Origin of the sequence: Streptomyces lucensis JCM 4490 (genome assembly GCF_014650035.1) — a bacterium.
Taxonomy (GTDB): Bacteria; Actinomycetota; Actinomycetes; order Streptomycetales; family Streptomycetaceae; genus Streptomyces; species Streptomyces lucensis.
In genome coordinates, this window is the sequence record NZ_BMUE01000008.1 from 12666 (window position 1) to 34718 (window position 22053).

Below are 22053 nucleotides of genomic sequence, written 5' to 3' on the forward strand. Positions count from 1 at the left end.
CGCCGGTTCTATGCGGCGAAGCCGACGTTGGTGACGTACTCGTACTGGCCCCACTGCGAGCCAAGGTCGACGATCGTGTCCTGCCACGCGGCGTCGAGGCCCTGATGGTCGCCGGCCGCCCAGGAGCCGACGATGCGGTCCCAGCGGCGCACGTTCATCGTCCGGTACTCCACCACGCGCTGCAGCTGCTGCGGCACCTGGGACTGGTTGAGCGGGTGGATCTCCACCCGGGTGCCGCGTCCGTCGCGGTTGAGGCGTCTGAGGAGATGGCGGGCGACGTTGTGTCGGCGCACCGTCCGGTACGCCTGGTCGATGCGTTCCAGGCTGGTCTTGGAGGGGCGGCGTTTGCCCTCCAGCCAGGCCTTCAGCGTCCGGTGGGTTACGGTGAGTCCGGCGTCCTGCGCGGCCTTCAGGGTCTGGGTCGACTTCGTCAGGTAGTGCAGGCGCGCCATCCAGCCGCGCTTGGCGGTCACGGGAGTGGCGATGCCGCCCGCGAGTTCATCGAGTTTGCGCGCGACGGCGTCGCTGCCCTTGATGCCCCGGGCGCCGAACCTCCCGAAGTCGATGTTCTTCTCCGGCACTACTCCCCCTCGCCTTCGTGCTCAGCGTCGTCGGTTCCGGCGGTGTACGTGTCCTTGACCTTGACCTCGGTAACAGCTCGGCCTTCGGCGAAGACACGGCGCCAGTCACCGATGACGTGGAGTTCGTCGGTGCCCATCGCCCGGACGACGGCCAGGCCCGCGTCATGGGCCTTGAGTGCCTTGAGCCAGAGGTTGGCGAAGGCCTGGCTGCGGATGAGGTGCATCCAGTCCGGGCGGTAGAGCTCCCGGTTGTAGTTCGACTCCCCCATGGTGGAGACGAACTTCGAGTACATCGCCTTCACGTACTCCAGCGTCACCCTGTCGCCCTGCTCGATCGCCGTGTCGCGGGCTTCCTTCAGGGCGATACGGAACTTCTCCAGCAGGTTCTCCGTGGCCCCGGAGGTGTACGACTCGTGGATCTGAGGAGGCTCGCACAGCTGGTGCTTGGGGCCGGACAGGCGCAGCAGGAGGCGGAGCGTCGGCTCGGTGACCCACAGGGGGCCGGGCTCGTCCCGCTGGCCGATCGGGTTGGGCAGCACCGCCTCGTGCTCCCACTCGGGCGGGGTGATCAGGTGGACTCCGGAGCGGCGGCGGTCGTGGGCGAGGCCGGTGGAGTGCTCGAGCTGGCCCAGGGGGAGGTGCGTCTTGAGGGCGGAGAGGTAGGCGCCGTTGATGTCGAGCGCGGTCACCTGATGCCGGCCGGGCGGGAGTTCGTGGCGGGTCCACTTGGGGCGGGCTTCCCAGATCTGGTCCGCGCCGCGCGCGGTCTGCTTCTTGAGGATGTCGGGGATCCAGGGGTGCGCGATCACGTCGTAGCGGGCGCCCTTACGGGTCTCGTCCAGCAGTCGCATCGCGTCCGGGATGGCCCGCTTCACCAGCGCCGCCGTGGCTGCGTCGACGTCGCCCCGGTGCTCGGCAAGCGCACCCTGCACGGCCTCGCGGATCAGGTCGACCGGGCCGGACGTCTCCTGGAACGTGTGGCGGGCCGGGCCCTTGGAACGCTCCGTCGCACGTGCCGGACGTGTCGTGCGCAGCGGCGCTTTCGAGGTGTGCGCGGTGGGCTGTCCGGCTGGTGGGGCAGCTGGGGCCCCGGTGGCGGTGGGCCGGCAGTCGGCCGGGGTCAAGTGCTGAGCGAACCCCGCCACGCGTTGTCCGGCGGGATGGCCGCACAGCACACAGGGCTCGGGGGCGACGAGCAGCTCCACATCGTCCCCGTCCTCGTCCTGGCCGAGGTCGGGCGAAGACAAAGGGGTGACAGTCGCGGCCGTGCCTGACGTGACGGGCTGCTCCGCAGCCGGCGCCGTCTCGGTCTCGGTCTCGGTCTCGGTCTCGGTCTCGGTCTCGGTCTCGGTCTCGGTCTCGGTCTCGGTCTCGGTCTCGGTGGCGAGCTTGGCGTTCAGTCCGTCCAGCAGGTAGGCGTATTTGGTGCGGATCTCGCCGGTCGGGTCCCGGCCGCTTTCCCACCCGCTGAGGGTTGAGGGGCTCACGCCGAGCGCGCGTGCCACCTGTGCCTTGGACAGCCGAGCCCGCTCCCGCAGCTCGCGGCGCACGTGGCAGGGCGGGAGTTCGGCCTGGGGGCCGACGGCGTCAAGCAGCGAGTCGATCGCGTCGAAGTCGCTCACCGGCCCGTCCCCCTTGCTTCGGTCCGCACGGTACGGCGCCTGTCTGCGGGCAGCGCCTCGCATGCTCTGGTCGGACCCGCCAGGAGGTCCAGCGCGCCGATGCCGTAGTGCTCGGCCAGGACGTCGACGTCGCGCAGGCTCCAGGAGATGGCGCCTGACTGCCGGCGCGACACCTGTGTCTGCGTCAGTCCCAGCACCCCCGCGACCGACCGCTGCGATTCACCCGTTACCTGCATCAACGCGGCCACCGTCAGCCGCAGCGACTCCTCCAAGCGCAATCCCATGCCACCATCCTACCTGAATCCATGCAACTTCCGCATCTACATCAGCTTTTCACTATCACTAATGCAGAAAAGCTTTCAGAGTTCTGAGGGAGCTGAAGGTTCTCGGGCACCCGGTGTGTCAGCGATCCACGCCGCCGGGATCACGCGGAAGCCGTCGGGTCGCGCGCCGGGCTTCCCGATTCGCCTGGCGCGCCTGTTCCACCGCACGATCGGACAGGCACCGCGGGCACACGAGGTCCACGACACGGCGGCGCAGGGCCCGGCGCAGCCGGAGCCCGGGCGGTGGCGGCCACCCACGGCAGTGGCGGCGCACCGTACGCACTCCAGTGCCCAAGAGCGCGGCGACCAGGGAGGCGTTGCCAGCGTAGTGGGCCAGGAGGAGCGCCATCTGCGCCTGGTGGCCGGCCGCGAACCGGGCCGCGAACTCGGTGCGCTCCTCGGGCTGGAGGAGGGCGTCGTGGCGTTCGCGGCGCGGCGTCTTCTTGTTGTGCCGTGCGATGCCCGGCGAGCTGATGTCCATAGCTCAAGAAGCCTGCCGGGGGCCTCCTGTGGACAGCGGGCTGCCATTGAGCACTGTGCATCGTGAAGTTGCTGGTCACGGGCCTGGTGTTTGCGGGGTTCGGGATGCTCGTGGTGGTCGTGGGTGGATGACTTCGGTGAAGATCGTCGGGTCACCGGGAAACTTTGAGGACGAGCAGGGACCTGACCAGGGCGGTCGCCCACGTCGGGTCGGTGCGGACCTTGCCGAGCACGCGCCAGTTCTTGAGGTGGGCGAAGCCGTGCTCCACCGGTGCCCGGACCGCTGCCAGTGCGGTGTTCGACAGCTTCTGGCCGCGGGTCAGGGGCCGGTTCCGGGCGGCCTTGTAGCCGGTGATCACCGCCAGGTCGGCGTCGGGACTGCTGTCGTCGAGCCCGACGAAGCCCAGGTCGGCGATGGCGCCGAGGCCGGCCGCCCGCAGCTTGGCGGTGAGCTGGTCGTGGCGGCAGGCGGTGATCTCCGAGGTGCGTCCGGGCCGGGCCGCCGAGACCCAGAGCAGTCGGCCGCGGTCGTCGGTGAGCGCGATGACGAGCAGGCCATGGCATTTGCTCTTGCCGGAGTAGTTCTTCCGGTTCTCTTTACCTGTGCGCCGCCGGGTGCGAATCAGCGTGCCGTCCAACAGCACCACCCCGCCACCCTTGTAGGCGATCTTTTTGAGGGCGCGGTCCAGGCGCGGGGCGCGGGCCGCCAGCAGGCCGATGACTTCCCGCACCCACCGGGTCACGGTGGTGCGGTGTATCCCGTTGCCGCCGGCCAGGTCGCCCGGCCGCTGGTCACAGCGCAGTACCGCGAGCACGATGGCGGCGATCTTCCCCGAGGGGCCCGCCACCGTGACCTGATCTTCTTGCAGTGGCCGCGTATCAGATCGGCGAGCCAGTTCAGGTGGCACTCGACAGCGGCAGGCGGGCAGTGTAGACAAGGCCGTCAGGGTCCTCGACGGGATGGTTGTTTTTCTTCACACCAAACTCAACTGCCGCCGAGGGGGAGCAGCACACGGGCCCCTCACCGGTCGACCGGGGGCGGGCCGGCTCGAAACACCATGTGATCACCGACGGGCACGGCACGCCGCTCGCGGTCCTGCTGACCGGCGGCAACCGCAACGACGTCACCCAGCTCCTGCCCCTGCTCGATGCAATCCCACCGGTCCGCGGCCGTGTCGGACGGCCCCGCCGCAAGCCCGACTCCCTCTTCGCCGACCGCGGCTACGACCACGACATCTACCGCGACCAGGTCCGCGCTCGCGGCATCGTGCCGGCCATCGCCCGCCGCGGGACCCGGCACGGCACCGGCCTGGGCACCTACCGCTGGGTGATCGAGCGGACCTTCGCCTGGCTCCACGGCTTCCGCCGTCTAGGCATCCGCTGGGAACGCAGGACCGACATGCACGAAGCGTTCCTCAAACTCGCCTGCTGCCTGATTACCCACCGACAAATCGGCGCATTGCGTTAGGCGCTGTAAGACAGAAATTCATCGCTCAAGCAGTGGATGAACAAAGGTCACGGTATGAGTGACCTCTCCACTCTCCAAAACCTCCTCAGAGAACACGAACCTACCGTGCATGCTGCCGTCCACTGCCGGCGATGAAGGGGAGTCTTCCACCCTTGACCCTCGATCGAATCCAGGGGCCTTCTGGATAGCGATTTCATCAATCATCGCGCCGAGGTCCAAGGAGGGAGCACTGTCGATCCAGGTCTCAGTCCACCCTCCTTGAGGGAAGTCTCTCGGATCTCCAGAGCGTAGGTGCTGGCGCATCGACTCCAATACACAATCTTCGACAGTGCGAGCGGCCTCCCGATTCGGAACGAGGCACCGATCAATCAGGACACCGCCCCGAGAGATGTGGGCAGCGACGCGGTCATACACCCTCGGCTCACTATGCGTGATTCCGACCTTGATCAGCCCAAGGGATAGAAAGTGGATCAGATATACCCAGTGAGGGAGATCCGGGTCGATCCCCTCTGCGCACCGCAAGCAAGGAGGGGCGCCAGCAGCGAGCGCGCAGATGGAGACCTTCCTGCTTGCACCACAGTCGGGCTCAGCACAGTGCGAACTTGCCATAGAACTCGTTTTGCCAACCAGCGAACTTTGACGTGAAGCATGCATAGCAATGCGTCCATGGCTTACTCGAACTCGAAAGTATATGGACGGCGTTGAAGGTGTTCGGCGCAGCACAGAGTACGCACACGACATCGATCGACTCCCAAACTTCCCCGATACGGCTGACCATTTGACTCTCGGGAAGCGTCCTCCCAGACCCATCCACCATCTCAAAACCTGCTTCGCGGACCATTCGGTCCACGTCGCTCTGGTCCATCAGCCAGTGCTCTGGGTCCCGCGCCAGACCGTCCTCATACATGCGGCGACCGACGCACCAGTCGCAGAGTTCAACACTTCGCGATTGGATCTCCTTGTACGGAATCACCCCGGGCCTGCCACAGGTCTGGCACCGGTAGTTCCTCGGGGCCCCAGGAGATACAAACGTCCCCTCTGGATCTACCTTGAGTGCACGGTAGATCGCATCGATACACTCAACACAGCGTCCTGGCTTGCCTTTGCGATTGGCACTCTCATTCTTGCCACACCTGGAACAGGGTCGGACTGTCATGGGGCCCCCTTCAGCACGATTGCCTCTACGAGGCTACGGGCGGGCACTGACAACGGGCCGGGGTAGCCATCCTCACCTCTCAGCGACCCGTTCACCGCGCGCGGTCAGCTCACAGGGGGCATCGCGGACGGATGACCTTGTCGGTGGACTACCGCCCCGGACCTACCCGAGCCTCCCGACGCCTACGCAAACCAGGCCATCTGACGCGCATTTTTCATGATGCACAGGGCCCATTGAGGACTTTCTCGCATGCGCCGTCACCGACAGAGGCAGCCGCCCGTCCCTTGCGTTCCGTACCGCTGCTCCCCGTGCATCTTCCCGGCGTAGGCTCCGAACGCTCGGAACCGCCCTGGGCATCACCGCGGTGGCTGAGGACCGGCCGGTGCTCCTCCGGATGCTCGTTGATCCAGGATAGGCCGCCGATGTCGAGGCAGCGCCGGGTACGGGTGATGGCTACGTAGGCCAAGCGCGCCTCCTTGTCGTCGATCCGGCGGACGGTTGCCTGCCCCGTGCCGTCCGGCGGCCCGTCGGAGGGTGGGGTGAAGTCGTCGGCGATCTTCACCTGTGCCCATTCCCGGCCTTTGGCCTTGTGCGCGGTGGAGACGGTTACCTCGGCCTGGTCTTCGGGCGCGAGATGGGCCACGGCGGCCAGGATGGCGTCCGCGCCGTGGGTGTCGACCAAGTCGACCAGCGGTTGCAGATCGCGGCCGGCGGGGTCGTAGGCGGCGTAGTCCTGCAGATCGCCCCAGGTGGTGAACAGCACCAGTTCTGGGTGGGTGGTGCGCTGTCCTTCTTTGAGGTCGCGGGCTGCCAGGGCCAGAGCGCGCAGGCTGTCTCCTCCCCCGGCCAGCGCGACCCGGTGTCCGTCGGACAGCAACTCCATGACCTGGGCCATGGCGCCGACGTTGGTGCGGCACAGGACCGCGTCGGGCCGGGTTACGGGGCCGAGTTCGGTGGGCACGGTGTCGGCGCCGGCGAGACGGATGGGGGCGTCGGCCAGGTGCAGCCAGCGGTTGGCTTCCTCGGCGAGGCGGGGGCCGAAACGGAAGGAGCGGGACAGGGCGAGCCGGGTGCCGTCGAAGCCGGCCATGACGTCTTTGGCGCCGCGCCAGTGGTAGATGGCCTGGGCGGAGTCGCCGACCATGACCAGCTGGGCGTGGTCGCGTTGGGCGAGAAAGATCTTCTCGACGACGGGGTTGGTGTCCTGGGCCTCGTCGAGGAGCAGGAAGTCGGCGTCGATCTTCGGCTGGGTGAGGGCCCAGATCTTGAGGTAGTGGTCGTGGTCGAAGCGGACGGCGCCGTCGTCGGGGTGCTGCAGATCCAGCCATGCCTTGCGGGCGAACGGGACGAGGTGGGCGGCGAGTTGCGCGTGCAGGCTGGGCTCTTCCAGGCCGCGCAGGTGGGGGACGTGGTGGCGGGTGATCGTCGCGTCGGCGGTGTGGCAGAAGCGGGCCACGGTGCGCAGGGTGACATAGGAGAGGGTCTTTTGGGACAGATCGCGTTCGCCGACGCGGATGGCTTTGGTGATGCCGAGCGCTTGGCCGGTCTGCCAGGCGGGGCGGCGGGGGGCGCCCAGGCGGCTGGTGTAGCGGTGGCCGACGGCGGCGTAGGCCAGGGCGTGGGCGGTCTTGCACAGGACGCTTCTGGGGAAGCGCCTGGTGGCGTCCTGGGCGATGGCCCGGTTGTAGGCGAGGTAGCGGCCGCGGCGCTGGGTGGCGTGGGCGAGCTGGGTCAGGGTGGTGGTCTTGCCGGTGCCCGCGCCGGCTAGCAGGGACAGGTGTTCGCCAGCATGGAAGGCGTCGGCTGCGGCGGCCTGTTCGTCGGTCGGGTTCAGCACGGCGCGGCTCCGGAGGTGCGGGTCAGGCAGTGCCCGACGGCCGCGATGAGATGGACTGGGGTGGTGTGGGCAAGCAGGTGCTGCAGGGCTCGTTCGAGGCGGTCGGCCTCGGCGGCGGCGTGCTGGGCAAGGTCCTGGTGAACGGCCAGCTCCAGGAAGCGCTGGGGTGTTTGTGCTGCTCGGTCGGCCGCTGCGGTGTGTGCGGCGGACGCGAAGGCCACATTGAGGAGGATCTTGCCGCTTCGGTCGGGGTAGTGCGTGGTGATGACGTCGACGGGCAGCCGTGTGCCGATCTGGCGGCGCAGTCGGGTGATGGCCTTTCGAGGGGTCGTGGCGCGTACGACGGTCATGAGCCGGGTGGCGTCGCGGTCGGGGGCGAGCCGCATCGTGCGGGCGGCGTGTTGAAGTTCGGCCGTGGTGAGGGGCCGGGTCAGGGTGATTTCCAGGGCGTGGTGCGCCATCGTCACGCCTGGTCGCCGGGGGCATGCGGGAGGCGGGTGCGGATGTGTGCTGCGTGCAGGAGGGGGTCGAAGACCTGCCATCCGGCCAGGGCGAGGTCGGCGGCGTTCGGCGCTGCGGTATGGGCGGGGCAGTGCTGGGTGCGCCAGCGCAGCTGCTCGCCGTACGGCAGGCGGCTGAGGTCGTAGACGGCCATCGGTCCGGTGGGCAGGGTGAGTTGGCCGCGCTGGGGGCCGGCGGGCAGGAGCTTCCAGATCCCTTTGGGGGTGCCGGGAGCCAGTACGGGCAGCGGACAGCGGCGGCGGTGCCGGGTCTGGGCCACACACCGAATGTCCTCGATCGGCCGGTCGGCGAGATAGCGGCCCAGCAGCAGCTGTACGACGGGGCGGGCAGGCCGGGCGCTGCTGGCGTCCGGCTCGGGCGGGGGCGGCGCGGCCGGGGCGAAAACCCCTGAGTCGATCAGGCGGCGGGATCGGACGCCGAGTCGGCGGCGCATCTCCTCGACGTGGGAGGTCAGGCGGAGCGTCGGGATGCGGGCCGGGCAGAGCACGGCGTGCGGGATGGGGCACCAGGCGCTGCCGTCACCGTGCGGGTGGGCGATGCCGCAGCTCAGGTGCCAGCGGCAGGAAACAGGGACGAGGGCAGCGGCCAGTTCGGCGGGGTGCAGGGCGATGGGGCGCTGGTCTGTGCGCTGGTAGAAGTCGATGGGGTTGCCGCACGCGCGGCAGCGGCTGCTCTGGCCGGTGCGCAGCAGGCGGCTGGGGCTGGTGGCGGCCACGCGCAGCGGGCGTCGGGGCCGGGTGTCGCGGGGGCTGCCGTCCCAGCGGCATGCGGTGGAGGTGGAGTTGGGGCACATGGCGGTGAAGGTGCCAGGCGGCGCGCCGCCGCACCGGGACGGCTGCTCACGGTGTCCTGCGGATGGCGCAATCCCGGGAACGCCCGCACGAGTGAGCGATCCCGACCGCGCCGACCTGCGGAAATGGTTACGTGGCAAACGCATCGGAGTACGGATCGCACGCAAAGGCATCGAGCCCAGTGGACGATTGGGCCGCCGCCGCTGGGTCATCGAGCGCACCATGTCGTGGCTGTCCGGCTACCGCCGACTCAGCCCCCGGTACGAGCGCGATCCCCGCAACTACCTGGCCTTTCTCGGCCTCGCCGCCGCCCTCTGCTGCTACAAACGACTCATCCGCCTCACCACGTAGGACACGGTCTTAAGAAGCACTTCCGGGTTCTGCGGACGGCCAGTCCCCCAGCACGGCTGCGAGCCTGTTCCGAAGCGTTGAGTCCTGCATCTCGCATGCGAGGTTATACGCGATGGGTCCAATTTGCCAACCCGCGTGATAATCGAAGTATGGAGGCGACCCTGCGGAGTTGTGTGCGAGCTTTCCAACCAGTTCAGCGAGTCGAAAAAGAAGCTGTTCCGTCGGATTGCTTTTGCAGTTGAGGCTCCTCCGGCGGACGAGCTCGAATACCTCTCGGCCGCGATCCCACTGTTTCTGATCGGCCGCCACCTGCAGAGCGACTTGAATTTCTGGGGTGCTACCCAGAGCGAGCGCAGCAACCTCGAGAATACGTCCCGCCCATTCCACCGGCTGCTGCTGCCGCTCGAACAGGGATCGCCCCCATTGCTGCACATCGTTCACTTCTCCGCTGCTCATGTCAGCATTATGCCATCGCTCCTCAAAGGAAACAACGACGGAGGCGGCACTCATTCCTGCCGTACAGCATAGCGGGCCAACGACAGCCGAACTGTGCACGCGAGGCTGATTTATAGGTATTCGGAGATACGGGCGGCTCCGATACTCAGAGAGCACCGGAGCCGCCCCCCCCTTATCCACTCCTACCTTGGACTGAAGACTACATAAGGCAGCTTGGTGTCCAGTTCAGTGTAGGTCCTCCAGGCAGCCGAATTGTTGCCTTGCCAGAAATCCCGGCCTCGCCCGCTTCCTTCGCCGTCACCCGTCCCCCGAGGGAGAGAGTTCTTGATCCGGTTCCGCGCCTTCGCTGGACCATACAGAATATAGTCCCAGTCTGATGAAGCGTGAGCAATTCCGCCTGCCCGACTTCCGACCACTACGACAGGATAACCAGACTTATCCGCGGCATTCTGAATTCTTCGAGCGTCGTTAGGACTTATTCTCGCCTCCGCCGGCGTCCTGAAGCCAGGACCGCGAGGTATCGATACAGGCGGGCGCTCAGCTGCGAGGACCGGACGCTCACCTGCACTGCGCCCTCTACCGAAGAAGGGAAGGGAAGAACCTATTCGAGCCAGGGTTGAATCAGCACTCCAGCCGCGCTTGGCACCCCATTCATCATACTTCTTGGTAAGGCATGCATGTTCAACCACGCACGCGGGTGTGAAGAACACGCTAGCGAGGTCGAGACCCTGAGCAAAAGGACGACCTAGCCCGAAGAAGAAGTTACCGAAGTCCCCGTTCCCACCGTGCCCAGCTCCCGTCATCCCACCGCCAGTGTTTTGAACACTGTCGGATGGGCCGGCTACTACGCCAGTCCCCGAGTCAGTGGTACCGAGGGTACCTCCCCCGCTACTTGTCCTACCGGCTCTGCCGTTGTTGGCGGCTCCTCCTCCGCCAAACCAATCGCCCGAGGTGTCGGCAGTGCCGTCCGACTTGGAGGCCCCACAGTAGATGTCAGGGTCACTGCACTTGTCGCCTCCATGGCCGCACTTGAGTCCGCCGCACGGGTCGGTGCCGCCCGGGTCCGAGAGGGTGGCGGGATTGTTGTTGCCGTATGCGTAGCCGTTCAGGGACTGATGTTCCTGCACGTTCAGAAGTGGGTCGACGCTGACGAATTGTCCGATCGTAGGGTCGTATTCGCGCGCGCCGACGTGAGTCAGGCCAGTTGAGTCATCAGCGGGTTTACCGAGGAAGGCCTTGTCGTCGGGCCAGGACGTGGGGTTGATCCCGCGTTGAGCGCCGAAGGGGGTGCTGTAGCGCTTGGTGACGGCGTAAGTGCCTAAGTCGAGGGCGATGCTGGAGGTGCCGTGGTGGTCGGCGAACAGGAAGCTGAGCTCCGTGCCCGAGGCTTCGGAGGTACCCGTGCGGACGGCGATAGTCTGGCCGTTCGCCGTGTAGTAGCGGGTTCCGGAGACGGTCTTCGTGGTGCCCTTGGTCGTGAGGTGCAGTTCTGTGCCTGCGCCGAGGTAGAGGACTGTTTCGCCGTCGCCCTTGGCGCGGCGGATCAGCAGTTCGCCGCTGGCGTCGTAGAGGTAGCTGGTCTCCTTAGTGCCCTCGGTGAGCTTGGTCAGGTCACCTTCGGTGTTCCAGGCAAGCCGCTGCTGAGTTGCTGACTGCGTCTTGGGGTCCGGCGGGCCGGGGCGTGAGGTGGTGTTGCCGCTCGAGTCGTGGGAGTAGGTCGCCGCGCGGGCGCCTGTCGTCTTGTCGAGGGTGTGCGGTTTGCTGTCGGTGGTGGTGTCGTTGTAGGTGTACGCCGTCGACTTGTCGCCCGACGCCAGGTGATGGGTTTCGGTCCGGCGCTGGCCGGCGTCGGTGTAGGTATACGACGTCCAATACGGGGCTGCGCCGTCGAGGTTGGCGCTCGTGCGGCCGGATGTGGCGCAGTCCGCGGTCTTCGGGGTCCAGGCTTCGGTCATGCGTCGGTTGCCGTCGTAGGCGAAGCACTGGTAGTCGGGCTTGGTGGTGCCGCCCTGCGTGGCGGCGTCGAAGATGGAAGTGACGTTGCCAGCGTCGTCCTGGGTGAACTTCAGTTCCTGGGGCATGTAGCCGTGCACGTCGTCGGTGACGTAGGAGCGGGTGAGGCGGCGGGTCCCCTCTTCATAGTCGTAGGTGAGATACGCCTTCTTCGCCGAGGAAGCGCCGTCCGTGCCGAGGGTGAGCTGGCGCAGATCGCCCTGAGGGGAGAAAGCGGCGCCCTGCAGGTAGCCTGTGGTTCCCTTCGCGGTCAGTTGCTGACCGAAGGCGTTATAGGTGTAGGAGACACCTTCCGCGGGCAGGCCGCCGACGGCCGGAGCGGAGTACTGGCTGATCGAGCCGTCCAGGTTGTAGCCCGTGGTGAACGACAGAGTCTGGGGCACGTAGTGGCCCGTGACAAGGGGCTCGGTGTCGGGCAGGATCAGCTGGCTTCCGGTCACGCGGTACATGGAGTCGTACCCGGTGACCTTCTCGGTGTAGGCCTTTCCGGTTACGCCGCCGTCGTAACGGGTGGCGGTGTCCTGTTGTCCTTTGGCGAGCTCGTCGAAGCTCCAGGCGGCGAGCTTGTTGGCGTCACTCTTGTCGGCCTGCCACATGCCCGTCTTACGGCCGAGCTGGTCGTACTCATACAGCAGCTTCTTCGGCGCTTCGTCGTTCGGTGTGGTGCTGACGACCTGGTCGAGGTCGTTGTATGCCGTTGCCGTCTTGCCCTTGTCGGGGTCAGTCGCCGTCACCTGCCTGCCGAAGAGGTCGTAGGTGTATGACCACTTGGTGTGGTCGGGGCCGGTGACCGTTTCCTGCTGTCCGGCGGGGGTGTAGGTGTAGTCGGTGGTTGTGAAGTCGGTGCCGGTCGGTGTCGGGCCGGCGTACTCGCGGCGCTGAGTCGTCTGGCCCAGCGCATTGGTGACCACGGCGGTCGCCTGACCGCCGATCGGGGCGCTAGTGGCGACGGTGTCCCCGGAGTAGGCGGTGTCGGTCGTCCATCGGGTGACGCCGTGGATCTTCGTGACCGCCTTCGTCGGCCGGCCTGCGCCGTCGTAGGTGGTGTCCGTCTGGGTAGGGGCCTGGCCGCCGGAGATTTCCGCGGCTTTCGAACTGGGTGGTGAGGTGCTGTCCCAGATGTCGGACTGCTGGCTGACTGCGAGTCCTCGGGTGTCGTAGAGCGTCAGCGCGATGAGGCGGCCGCCCTGCGGTGTGGGGCTCTGCACCTGACGCGAGCGCAGCAGCGAGTCGTAGAACTCGTAGGTGGTGTTGTAACCGGAGCCGTCGTTCTTGAGGGTTGCGGTTGAAACCCACGACATGTCTGCGCTGGTGACGTGGTAGGCGTAGACGTGGTTCGGCGTCTTGTTCAGCGCTTTGAGCCGGTTGGGCAGCCAGACCTTGGTGATGCGGCCGAGGCTGTCGTATTCGCTCTCGGTGACTTTCCCATTGGGGTCGGTGGTCTTCAGAGTGGCACCGGTCGCGAAGTCCAAAGCTGCGGTGGTCTTGTGGGTCTTGGCGTTCTCGACGCTCGTCGATGTCAGCGGACCGGAGTCCGATGGCTGGTAGGTGGTCGAGGACACCGGGAGGTCATTGGTATCCCTGACGACCTTCGGGCGTCCGAGGGCGTCGTACGTTGTCCTGGACACCTTCTGCCAGACAGGGGCGTTGTCGCTGCCATAGCCCTTGGCGCGTCCCGTCCAGGTCGGATCGCCCTTGGACGGCTTCTGAGTTGCCGACCAGGTGGTGGCCGTCGTGTCGTCGTAGACCGTGGCGGTGTCGGCGATGATGTCGCCGGCGTGCTTGGAATCGGCGGGCAGGTTGAGCGTCGAGTCCGTGGTGGCGCAGGAGGCGGCCACGGTTCGGGTCCGCGAGACGAGCGAGTTGATGCCCGTGTCGTCGTTGCGGGCGTACCAGGTGCGGGTGCACTTGTCGTCGTCCTGTACCGCGTCGTCGCCGGCGTCCTCGACGGTTGCGGCCATGCCGTAGTCGTCGTAGGTCGTCTTCACCGTGTGCACCCGGTCGTAGGGGGTGAGCTTGCTGGTGATGTGGGTGCGGGTGCGGGTGGCGGCGGTGCGCACGTAGTACGCCTCGGTGTCCGCGTATGACTTGTGCTGGGTCGCCGTCCGCTTCGACCACGGGTCGTTGATCGTTCCGCCGACCTCTGTGTCGCCGTTGTAGGTCACCGACTCACGGGTGAAGCCTGCGTACTGCTCGGAGTCTGTGATCTCGCCGGCCTTGATGCCGGAGACGGTGACGGTCTTGCGCTTGTCCTTCTCGGGCGTCTTGCCGTCGGAGGCGAGTACACGGTCGCCGTTCATGCCGCGCAGGTAGAGAGTGGTCTCCTTGCTGCGTGTGCCGTTGGAGACGCCGGTGAGGCGGGTGACCTGCTGGTAGCCGCGCCAGATGGACCAGGTGCGCTCCTTTGCGGGCGTCATCGGGTCGTCGTCGTAGTGCCAGGCGCCGCCGCCGGTGTACTGGTAGCTGTGCTGTACGGCTTCGGAACCACCCTCAGGGTCGGTGGTGGACACCGAGCTGACCGGGTATTTCTGGAACCAGTCGAGCCTTGGGTCCTTCTCGCCGTTGGGTGACCAGTTCACCGGGTAGCAGCGCCTGGTGTTCTCGTCCACCTTGGGTTTGGTGCCGGCTGCGGTGCAGTCGGCGTCCAGGTAGGTGACGATCGTCTGCGCGCCGGTCTCGGAGGTGACGGCTTTCAGGCGTGGCTTGTCCAGCGGCAGGATGTCGTCAGCCTTGCCGTCGACGCGGTTGGGCAGCATCACGTGGTCGAACTTGACCGGGTCCAGGGACAGGTCTGTGCCCCGTTTGCCGGTGTGTTTGATCTCGTCGAGCCAGAGCGACTGGTCGGTCGAGTCGCCGGTGTCGCCGGGATCGAGGTAGAGCTGTTTAAGGGACCAGACGTCCACCGGGTCGAAATCGGGCGTCGAGGCCGACGCGTTCCAGGCGTAGGTGGTGATCGTCGTCAGCCGCTTGCGGGTGAAGAAGGACGGGCCGACGTTGCCGGTGCACTTGTCGTCGTCTTTGCAGATCGCGTCGAACGGCACGTCCGGCCAGTTGTCCCGCGTGTCCTTGGTCAGCGAGTCACAGCCGGTGCCGGACGCCAGGCACCGCTCGCCATAGCTGAAGACCACCTTGTCCGAGGCGGCCGGCTTACCGGAGAAGAGGTTGTCGGTGCGCTGGCCGTAGCGGATTTCCTTGAGGTAGCCGCCGCGGATGTAGTCGGTTCCGGTGTTGTCGTCGCCGAGTTTGTCGTAGTTGTTGTGCTCGGCGGCGTACCAGTAGGACATGGCGTTGCCGTGGGTGTCCTGGACGTAGTCGAGGTTCCAGCGCCATGCCTGGTTCTTGGCTCGTTCGGCGAAGGTGTTGCCTGCGGTGAAGCCTGGTTCGACGGGGTCGTCACCGAAGACGGGGACGGTCCAGACGGAGTTGGTTCGGTCCTTGTCGCCTGCGCCGTCGAGCTTGTTGAGGCCGAAGACGTATTTGGTGCCCTGACCGGTGGTGACGGTCCAGTATTCGCCTTCACCGTCGAGGCCGGTGGTGCCTTGGTCACCGTTGTCGGCGCCGGTGGAGTGGGTGATGGTGGAGGCGTCGTCGTCCTTCAGGCGCCACTTGCCCGTCTCGTCGTCCTTGACGAGTTCGGTGGCCTTGCCGTCGAGGACGAGTGAGGCGTTGTCGTATTTCCAGCACAGGTCGTATTTGCCGTCTTGGCCGTCGTCGTCGCAGGAGCCGTATTTGCGTTCGATGTAGGAGGAGGTCAGGTCGAAGCCGGTGCCGATCTGGCTGCCCTGGTTGTTGGAGTTGGCCGTCTGGCCGTCCACTGCTCCGGAGTTATACGAGATCGACAGGTCCGGCTGGGGTCCGGCCGCGGCCGGAGGGACCCGCAGGGGGTAGGACCAGGTGAACGATCCGGAGGAGCCGCCGGCTTCCCACGTCGAGGACGCGGACAGGGGCGTCGCTTTGTAGCTGCCGGCTCCCGACTGCGTGCCTGCTGCGACCGCGAGCAGCATCGGCTTACTGTGGGAGTTGAAGTTCACCGGTGCCGAGAGGGTGTCCTTCTCTCGGTTGTTCGCCGAGTCCAGGGTGATGCGTTTGCGGCACTTAGCGGCGGAGGGGTTGTTCAAGGCGCAGTCCGGCAGGCGCGCGATGTGGAGACGTCCGGCCCAGTCTCCGCCGTAGGCGGAGGCGAAGGCGGAGTAGTTGATGCCGAGTCGGGCCCTGCCCCCGGTTTCGAGGCTTGTAAGTTTGAGGAGTACTCCCTGGACGCCGGCCTTTACGGCTGCCTTTTGGTCCAGGACCTCGACGCGGATGGATTCGGCTGTCTTGCCGGTGTCGGGAGCTGTGATGGTCACCGGTAGCGAGCCGGGTGCTGCCTTGGCGGTGCCCTGCTCGGGGATGGACAGCGACGCTTTTCCGGCTGTCGGCCAGGTCACCTTGCGCTGCTGGTCGTGACGGGCCCGGGCGGCCGCCGTGCGGTCGGCTGCGGAGGCCTTCTTGACTTCGGCTGCGGCCTTTTTGTTCACCTTGGCGGTGAAGGGAGCGACCTTGGTGGCGTGCGGAGGCTGTAGGTGGGGGCGGCCCAGGGGGTCGGTGTCCGCGGCGAAGGCGATGGGAGCCAGAAGGCCTGGCAGGAGAGCCAGGCTCGCCGTTGCGGCCATGCTTCTCGCCCAGCGTGTTCTGACCGCGGCGCCACGGCCCGATAAAGGCCGGGCTATGCCGTTGGGATGCATGCTGCAGTCTTTCTATGCGGCGCTCGACCGAGTCCGGGCCGGGCGCATGCCGTTGAGAAGGAAGAGGGATGGGCACGGAAGGAGGGGACGGCAGACGGCCCCCTACACACACGGTGCTGGCACGAGGCTGGCCCGCAGCCAGCGGACGAGCCCCGTGATGCAGCGGCCGTGCGTCAGACGCTGTCGGGAGTGTCCAGGACCTGGGACTGGATCTGTTCGAAGCTCATCGCCCCGGCCCAGATCCTCAGGGATTCCAGCGAGCCGGGCAGGTAGTGCCCCGTGGAGCCGCCCCCCGCTCCCCTGCCTGCGGACAGTGTGCCGCTGCCCTGCTGGACCGCGGAGAACCCGGAGGAGTCCTCGCCTGGCTGTTCAATCCCGCCCACGAACAGGTGCAGTCGGCCCATGCGATCCTCCGTCTTGGAGGGATCGGCCGGGTCGGTCCATTCCCATGTCTCTTGCGCGTCGTAGACGCCGGTGATGTCCACCCCGGTGTTCAGTTCGGCGAGATCGCCGGCTGCCACTTCCGCGCTCTGGCTGACCTTGCCGTCCACGCCGACAGCGGTCCGGGTGAACTTCCATTGGTAGGTGTTGGCTGCGGGCTTGACCACCCACAGCGCCCACGAAGACTCGCCGCCGGCGGCCTGTCCGGCCACCTGGGCCTGGTATCCGACGGGCTTGTCGGCCAGCTTGCCGGCGTCCAGCCTCACATGGGCGGAGACGGTGAACGAGCTCGTCTCGTCGGTGACCGGGCCGGTCCCGGAGGCGTAGCCGGACGTCCCGTCCAGGAGGAGGACGTTGTTGTCCTCGTCGAGGACCGCACCGGTGGACGACAAGGCCAGCGGCGGTGCCGGGTAGGGGCTGAGTTCCTTGACCTGGGTGCCGGTCGAGGAAGCGGCGTCCCAGTACGCGACGAGTTCGTCGGCGGCCACACCGTCCTGTGTCAGTTCGGCCTCCTGAGCGATCTGCTCCGGGGAGAGCGCGTACTGCCACACCGAGACCTCGTCGATACGGCCGCGGAAGTTCTCGCCCCACGTGCCGTCGGCCAGCGAACGGCCGAACTGAAGACCTGCTGTGGCTGTCCAGGGCTGGTATGCGGACGACACCGCGTTCAGGACGACCGGTTTGCCCTGCGGGCGGCCGTTGACGAACAGTTGGATGGTGTCGTTGGTCTTGTCGCTGTCACCCCTGGTGTCGAAGACAGCGGCGAGGTGCGTCCACGTGTTCAGCGGTACAGGCCCCGCGTCGGCGATCGACCGCAGATAGACCGGGTCATCTTTGACGTCTGTAGCGACGCGGTTGAATACCCACTTCTTGTAGCTGGCGGAGTAGTACAGCGTGAACGCCGAGGCCTTCGTGCCTGGCGCGGACAGCACTACATGCGTCTGCGAGGCGTCGGTCAGGTAGACCCAGGAGGAGACGGTGAAGGAGTCCTTGGTGTTCACCGCCGGCGTGGCGGTGGCGGCGTAGCCGGAGCGTTGGGCGTCGTCTGATCCGTCGTTGAGCCACAACGAGTTGTCGGCGTTGCCGCGGCGGCCCAGGCCGGACCAGCCCGCACCCGCCGTCTGCAATGCGGCGTCGTGCCGGGTGCCTTCCGTGGCGGTGTCCTTGGCCACCGTCGCTCCCGAGCCGGGAGCGGCGTCGTCGAAGTGCCAGCGCCCCACCGCGCCGGGCGCCGGAGCCACCTTGAAACTGAACTCTGCGGGCGTGCCCCACCGGTTGTAGACGTCCTTGGCCCGCACCGACAGCACCTGCGTGCCGGACAGCGGAGGCTTCACGTCCTTGACGTCGGCCTTGAGCCCACCGGTGACCTTGCGGGCCGGCGTGGACAGCAGCTTCCATTCATAGGCGGTGACGTCCGTACGTCCGTTGGTGATGTCCGCTGTGTTGGGTTGGAAAGTGAAGGAGCCAGGCACGCCTGGTCCGCCGTGGCCCTCACAGATCTGGCCGCACTGTGTGTAGGGGGCGAGCGCCGTGATACGAGGAGCCTTGGGAGCCTTCGAATCGATCTTGAAGTAGCACCAAGAGCCGTAGGGTGACCAAAGATCACCGCTTCTGCCGCCGTACGACCAGTGTGACTGTGTCCGTGCCCTGTACCGGTACAGGCCCTGGTCTGCACGCTCACTCGTGCGCATGTCTTCCAGCGTGTCGTCCGGGTCCCAGCCGGTGTCCGGCCGGTGCCCGCTCCAGACCTGGTGCCACGCCGCGTCGTCGCCACGCTCGACCACGAACTCGGCCTGCAACGCGCCTTCCTCATCGCCCTTATGGGCCTCGACCTTCGTCTGGACTCTCGCCCGGACCATCGGCTTGTCGTCTGTCACCACGAGCGGATCGCTCGACTTATGGCAGGAGGCAGACGCCTGATCGTTCGGGACGACCCCGACGTCCGTGGGCACACCCGGCCGGTAGGCGAAGACCACCTGGAGTTCGGCGCTGTCGTCGAACCGCTTCCAGGCCCGCGGGTCGCCCTCGTCCTTGGCGCGCAGCATCAGGGTGAGCCGGCTGATCTTGCCGTCCGCGAAGGACCGGACCGTGCTGGTGAGGTTCTCGTCCGATTCCTTCGTGCTGTCGTTGAATTCGATCCACTTGTCGGGCTGGTCAGGACTGCACAGGTCACCGCGTCCCGCCGCTACGTCGCGGTCGCCCATCAGGTCGAGTTGCTTGGGGCCGGGCCACCGGGTGCCCTCGGAGATGTTGTCGGTGCGCACCAGGTCCACCCAGTGCGGGTCGCAGTTGAACGACCAGGTCTCCTTCGCCCGGAAGGTGGCATCCAGGATGTACTTGCCCGACAGCTTCGTGGGTGCGAACTCGAAGTACATGCGGTCGACGTAGCCGCCGCCGCAGTAGTAGCCGTCGGCGTTTCCGCACTTGCCGACGCCTTTGTCGCCGTCGAACATCCAGAACTTGTCGCCGTCGGAGGACAGTTTCGTGCGCTCCGACACGCCCAAGCCGAACGCGGGATCGATGTAGACGGGGTAGACCGTTTGCTTGCCGCGCAGCAGGCCCAAGTCCGGTTTCACGGCGACCGATTCGTCATCGACTTTCACCGGGAGCACTGCCGTGGTGTCGCCGTCGCCGGGCTGCGACGGATCCTTCTGATCGTGTGCGTTCCCCGGGCCTGCGGCATGTAGCGACTGTGTCTGCGGTCCCGAGGTGCTGTCGCCGGCGGAGTCCCACATCTGGCCGGCCGGGCCGCGGAAGACGGCGTTGCCGTTGTCGTCGATGGCCCGCAGGCCGCCGCCGGCGCCCGGCACCACGGTCAGCCCGTCGCCTGACGCAGCGAGCCTGACCTGTTCCAGCGCCGGGTTCTGCGCAGCCTCAGGTGTTTTGACGACGAGGACCTCGCGGTAGCTCTCGGCCGTGGCCGTCAGCTGCAGGTCGACCCCCTCGAGCACGTTGGCGTAAGTCGCCGTGGCGCCGTCCAGCGTCGGCTTCGGGAGATCACCCGACCAGCCCAGGGTGATTAATCGTCCGTCCCTGCCCAGTCGGATCATGCTGGCTCCCGGCCCTCCGTCGGAGAAGGACAGGTCGACGACCGCGCCTTTGGGGGCGATCCGTCCGTCCGCGCGGCGCTCCAGCACCGGATCGACGGTCCCCCACCCGCCGTCCTCCTTCTTCACCCGCTGGGGCGTGGTGGACTGCGTCAGCGTGAACGATCCGTCCGGGTTCGCCTCGGTCGTGGTGTACTCGGTGCGGTCCGCCGTCACCTCCACCGGCTCTCCCGATGCCTGAGCCCTGGCAGAGGCCGAGGTCTTGTCCACTGTTGCCGTATGCGCTGCTGATGACGCTGGTGCTGCCGCAGCAGGCGCCGCCGGTACTATCGACAGCACCAACGAGGCCGCGGCAGTGCCCAGGAGGCAGGTGCCGGCTTTTCTTGCTCTCCAGGCCAGTAACGCGCCGGCTCTCGCAGGCTTCACCGAATTCCCCCGCATGTGGATCTTGTAAAGGTCCCGAAAAGTAAACGCTCGATGACAGTACGCAGTCAACAATCTGTGAAGCTGCTCACATGCGGAGGGCGTATAGCGCCTCACCTGCAGGAATGGGATTCAGCCACCCGCCGCGCAGGACCGATTCCGGTGTCTACGACGACATCGCACAGCCTTCACCGACACCGTGGAACCCCCCGTACTGCGTACCGGTCACAAATGTGGAGGCCCGGACATGAGCGAGACCCCGGCATGGGGCCGAACCCGTATGGATGCGGTAGTGAAGAGCGGTCACCTCCGCGGCGGACAGAGGCGGCCTGCTGGACGTTAATCGGCCCTTCTTGCGGGTAGCCCCGCCAGCGGAGCGGAGAACGCAGACTCACCTGAGAGGGCGTCTCATACGAGGGCGGTCTGCCTACGCGGTACGGGGCCTGCGGCCCGTCGTCTTCTTCGCGGTCGTCTTCTTCGCCGCGGTCTTCTTGGCCGGCTGCTTCTTCGCGGCCGCCTTCTTCTTCGGTGCCGGCAGCTCGTGCACCTCGGCGTCAGACGTGCCCTCGGTGCGAGAGGCTTTCGCCTTCTGCACCGACTCCTGCAGTGCGGCCATCAGGTCCAGCACCTGCGCCGGCTGCTCAGGCTCCGGAGCCTGCGGCAAGGGCTTCTCCTCGCGTTTCGCCTCGATGATCTGCGCGATCGCCTCGGTGTAGCGATCGGTGAACTCGGGGCCCTCCAGGGTGTCGATGGTCATCGTGTCCATCAGAGCCAGCGCGCCTTCGACCTCTCCCTCCGACACCTCGGTCGGTGGCGGCAGCAGCTCGGCGGGGTCGCGGATCTCGTCCGGCCAGCGCATGGCGTGCAGGACCAGGACGTCCTCGCGGACCCGCAGTAGGCCAAGGCGCTCTCGGCCGGACCAGGCGTACTTCGCGACCGCCACCTTTGACGACCGAGACAGGGCTTTGACCAGCAGTTTGTACGGTTTGGCGGCGACCTTGCCGGCGGGCTGGAGGTAGTAGCCCTCGGCGATCCGGATCGGGTCGACGGACTCCAGCGGCACGAAGGCGTCGATCTCGATCGCCTTCGCGGTGGGCAGGGGCAGGTTGCTCAGGTCTTCGTCGGTGATCGGGATGACCTGGGTCTTGGTGAGCTCGTACCCCTTGCCGATCTCGTCCTGGGAGACCTCGCGGTCCTCCAGTTCGCACACCCTGCGGTAGCGGACCCTGCCCTGGTCGGGCAGGTGGTACTGGTGGAAGTGGATGGAGTGGTCCTCGGTGGCACTGACCACGTTGATCGGCACCGTGACCAGGCCGAAGCTGATGGCGCCGGACCAAATGGTTCGGGGCATGGCACACCTCTCGCAGTCGCCCCGAGCACCACCAGGTTATGAACGCCATCAGCGCCCCGCACGCGCGCCACCCGTCACCACTGGGCCGCACCGAGGGCCAGGTCCTGCCTGGCCGCTGTCGACGCCTGCGCCGCCGCTACGGGCGCAAGCCCGGACACTTCCCGGTCTTGGTCGGGGTCACAGCCGCCCTCATCAGCCGACGCCGCCTGACGTGCCGAGGTGCGAAATGAGTGCGCTCTTTCAGGGGTACTGCCGGACGGGTGACGGGGTGGGTTCCTGCAACGGAGCGGCAGACGAGGTGGCCCCGGGCCACCCGCGTTTGGCCCCCGCGGGACCCGCCGCCTAGCTAGGACCGGCGGACCCGGCGCTTCGGGGGCGCCGACGCGAGGTAAACGGAACGTACGCCTCCGACTGATTTGATCGGAAGCTGCACGGCTGTGTGCCGTGCCTCACACTTCCACGACGCC

Annotated in this window: 11 protein-coding genes and 3 pseudogenes; 3 read left to right on the forward strand and 11 right to left on the reverse strand. The window is 66.9% G+C overall.

Annotated features, from left to right (window positions below; genetic code table 11):
• Positions 1-8 precede the first annotated feature (8 nt).
• The 5 genes and pseudogenes from IE177_RS19150 to IE177_RS19170 all read right to left on the reverse strand — a co-directional run bounded on the left by IE177_RS19150 (position 9) and on the right by IE177_RS19170 (position 3984).
• Entirely contained in the window at positions 9-581 is a 573-nt protein-coding gene (locus IE177_RS19150) for a transcriptional regulator (RefSeq protein WP_070201826.1), read from the reverse strand.
• Positions 581-2203 carry a helix-turn-helix domain-containing protein gene (locus tag IE177_RS19155; RefSeq protein ID WP_190016579.1) on the reverse strand — a complete coding sequence of 541 codons (1623 nt, stop codon included), beginning with the start codon at positions 2201-2203 and terminating at the stop codon, positions 581-583. Before IE177_RS19155 ends, IE177_RS19150 begins: the two co-directional genes overlap by 1 nt.
• Positions 2200-2487 (reverse strand): helix-turn-helix domain-containing protein, encoded by a 288-nt coding sequence (locus IE177_RS19160; protein ID WP_070201824.1) that lies wholly within the window; start codon positions 2485-2487, stop codon positions 2200-2202. Before IE177_RS19160 ends, IE177_RS19155 begins: the two co-directional genes overlap by 4 nt.
• Positions 2488-2605: 118 nt before the next feature.
• Positions 2606-3007 (reverse strand): hypothetical protein, encoded by a 402-nt coding sequence (locus IE177_RS19165; RefSeq protein WP_190016580.1) that lies wholly within the window; start codon positions 3005-3007, stop codon positions 2606-2608.
• A gap of 151 nt (positions 3008-3158) precedes the next feature.
• Positions 3159-3984: pseudogene (locus IE177_RS19170) on the reverse strand (transposase family protein).
• Positions 3985-4006: 22 nt separating this feature from the next.
• Here IE177_RS19170 and IE177_RS19175 point away from each other — a divergent pair.
• A pseudogene (locus IE177_RS19175) lies at positions 4007-4474 on the forward strand (IS5 family transposase); the annotation flags it as partial.
• Between the two features lie 1370 nt (positions 4475-5844).
• Here IE177_RS19175 and IE177_RS19180 read toward each other — a convergent pair.
• The 3 genes from IE177_RS19180 to IE177_RS19190 are packed head-to-tail and all read right to left on the reverse strand — an operon-like array spanning position 5845 to position 8782.
• Positions 5845-7464, reverse strand: a complete 1620-nt coding sequence (locus tag IE177_RS19180; protein WP_190016846.1) for a UvrD-helicase domain-containing protein — start codon at positions 7462-7464, stop codon at positions 5845-5847.
• Entirely contained in the window at positions 7461-7934 is a 474-nt protein-coding gene (locus IE177_RS19185) for a hypothetical protein (RefSeq protein WP_190016582.1), read from the reverse strand. Before IE177_RS19185 ends, IE177_RS19180 begins: the two co-directional genes overlap by 4 nt.
• Positions 7931-8782: a DUF6083 domain-containing protein gene (locus IE177_RS19190; protein WP_190016583.1), complete on the reverse strand. Its 852-nt coding sequence runs from the start codon at positions 8780-8782 to the stop codon at positions 7931-7933. The genes IE177_RS19185 and IE177_RS19190 overlap by 4 nt, the downstream gene beginning before the upstream one ends.
• 103 nt (positions 8783-8885) lie before the next feature.
• Here IE177_RS19190 and IE177_RS19195 point away from each other — a divergent pair.
• Positions 8886-9131, forward strand: a pseudogene (locus IE177_RS19195) (transposase); the annotation flags it as partial.
• A gap of 171 nt (positions 9132-9302) precedes the next feature.
• A complete protein-coding gene (locus tag IE177_RS19200; RefSeq protein WP_190016584.1) occupies positions 9303-9659 on the forward strand; it encodes a hypothetical protein in 357 nt (118 codons plus the stop codon).
• 110 nt (positions 9660-9769) lie between these two features.
• Here IE177_RS19200 and IE177_RS19205 read toward each other — a convergent pair whose 3' ends face one another.
• From IE177_RS19205 to ku, 3 genes are all read right to left on the reverse strand, one after another.
• Complete coding sequence (locus IE177_RS19205; RefSeq protein ID WP_444545624.1) at positions 9770-16177, reverse strand: RHS repeat-associated core domain-containing protein; 6408 nt, start codon at positions 16175-16177, stop codon at positions 9770-9772.
• Between the two features lie 320 nt (positions 16178-16497).
• Entirely contained in the window at positions 16498-19218 is a 2721-nt protein-coding gene (locus tag IE177_RS19210; RefSeq protein WP_373305129.1) for a laminin G domain-containing protein, read from the reverse strand.
• A 1444-nt stretch (positions 19219-20662) separates the two neighbouring features.
• Positions 20663-21586, reverse strand: a complete 924-nt coding sequence (ku, locus tag IE177_RS19215; RefSeq protein ID WP_190016586.1) for a non-homologous end joining protein Ku — start codon at positions 21584-21586, stop codon at positions 20663-20665.
• Between the last annotated feature and the right edge of the window lie 467 nt (positions 21587-22053).

Coding starts and splice junctions, on each gene's coding strand:
- IE177_RS19160 (WP_070201824.1), bottom strand. CDS start 2,487: ATGGGATTGCGCTTGGAGGAGTCGCTGCGGCTGACGGTGGCCGCGTTG.
- IE177_RS19210 (WP_373305129.1), bottom strand. CDS start 19,218: ATGTTCGACGGCGACAAAGGCGTCGGCAAGTGCGGAAACGCCGACGGC.
- ku (WP_190016586.1), bottom strand. CDS start 21,586: ATGCCCCGAACCATTTGGTCCGGCGCCATCAGCTTCGGCCTGGTCACG.
- IE177_RS19165 (WP_190016580.1), bottom strand. CDS start 3,007: ATGGACATCAGCTCGCCGGGCATCGCACGGCACAACAAGAAGACGCCG.
- IE177_RS19190 (WP_190016583.1), bottom strand. CDS start 8,782: ATGTGCCCCAACTCCACCTCCACCGCATGCCGCTGGGACGGCAGCCCC.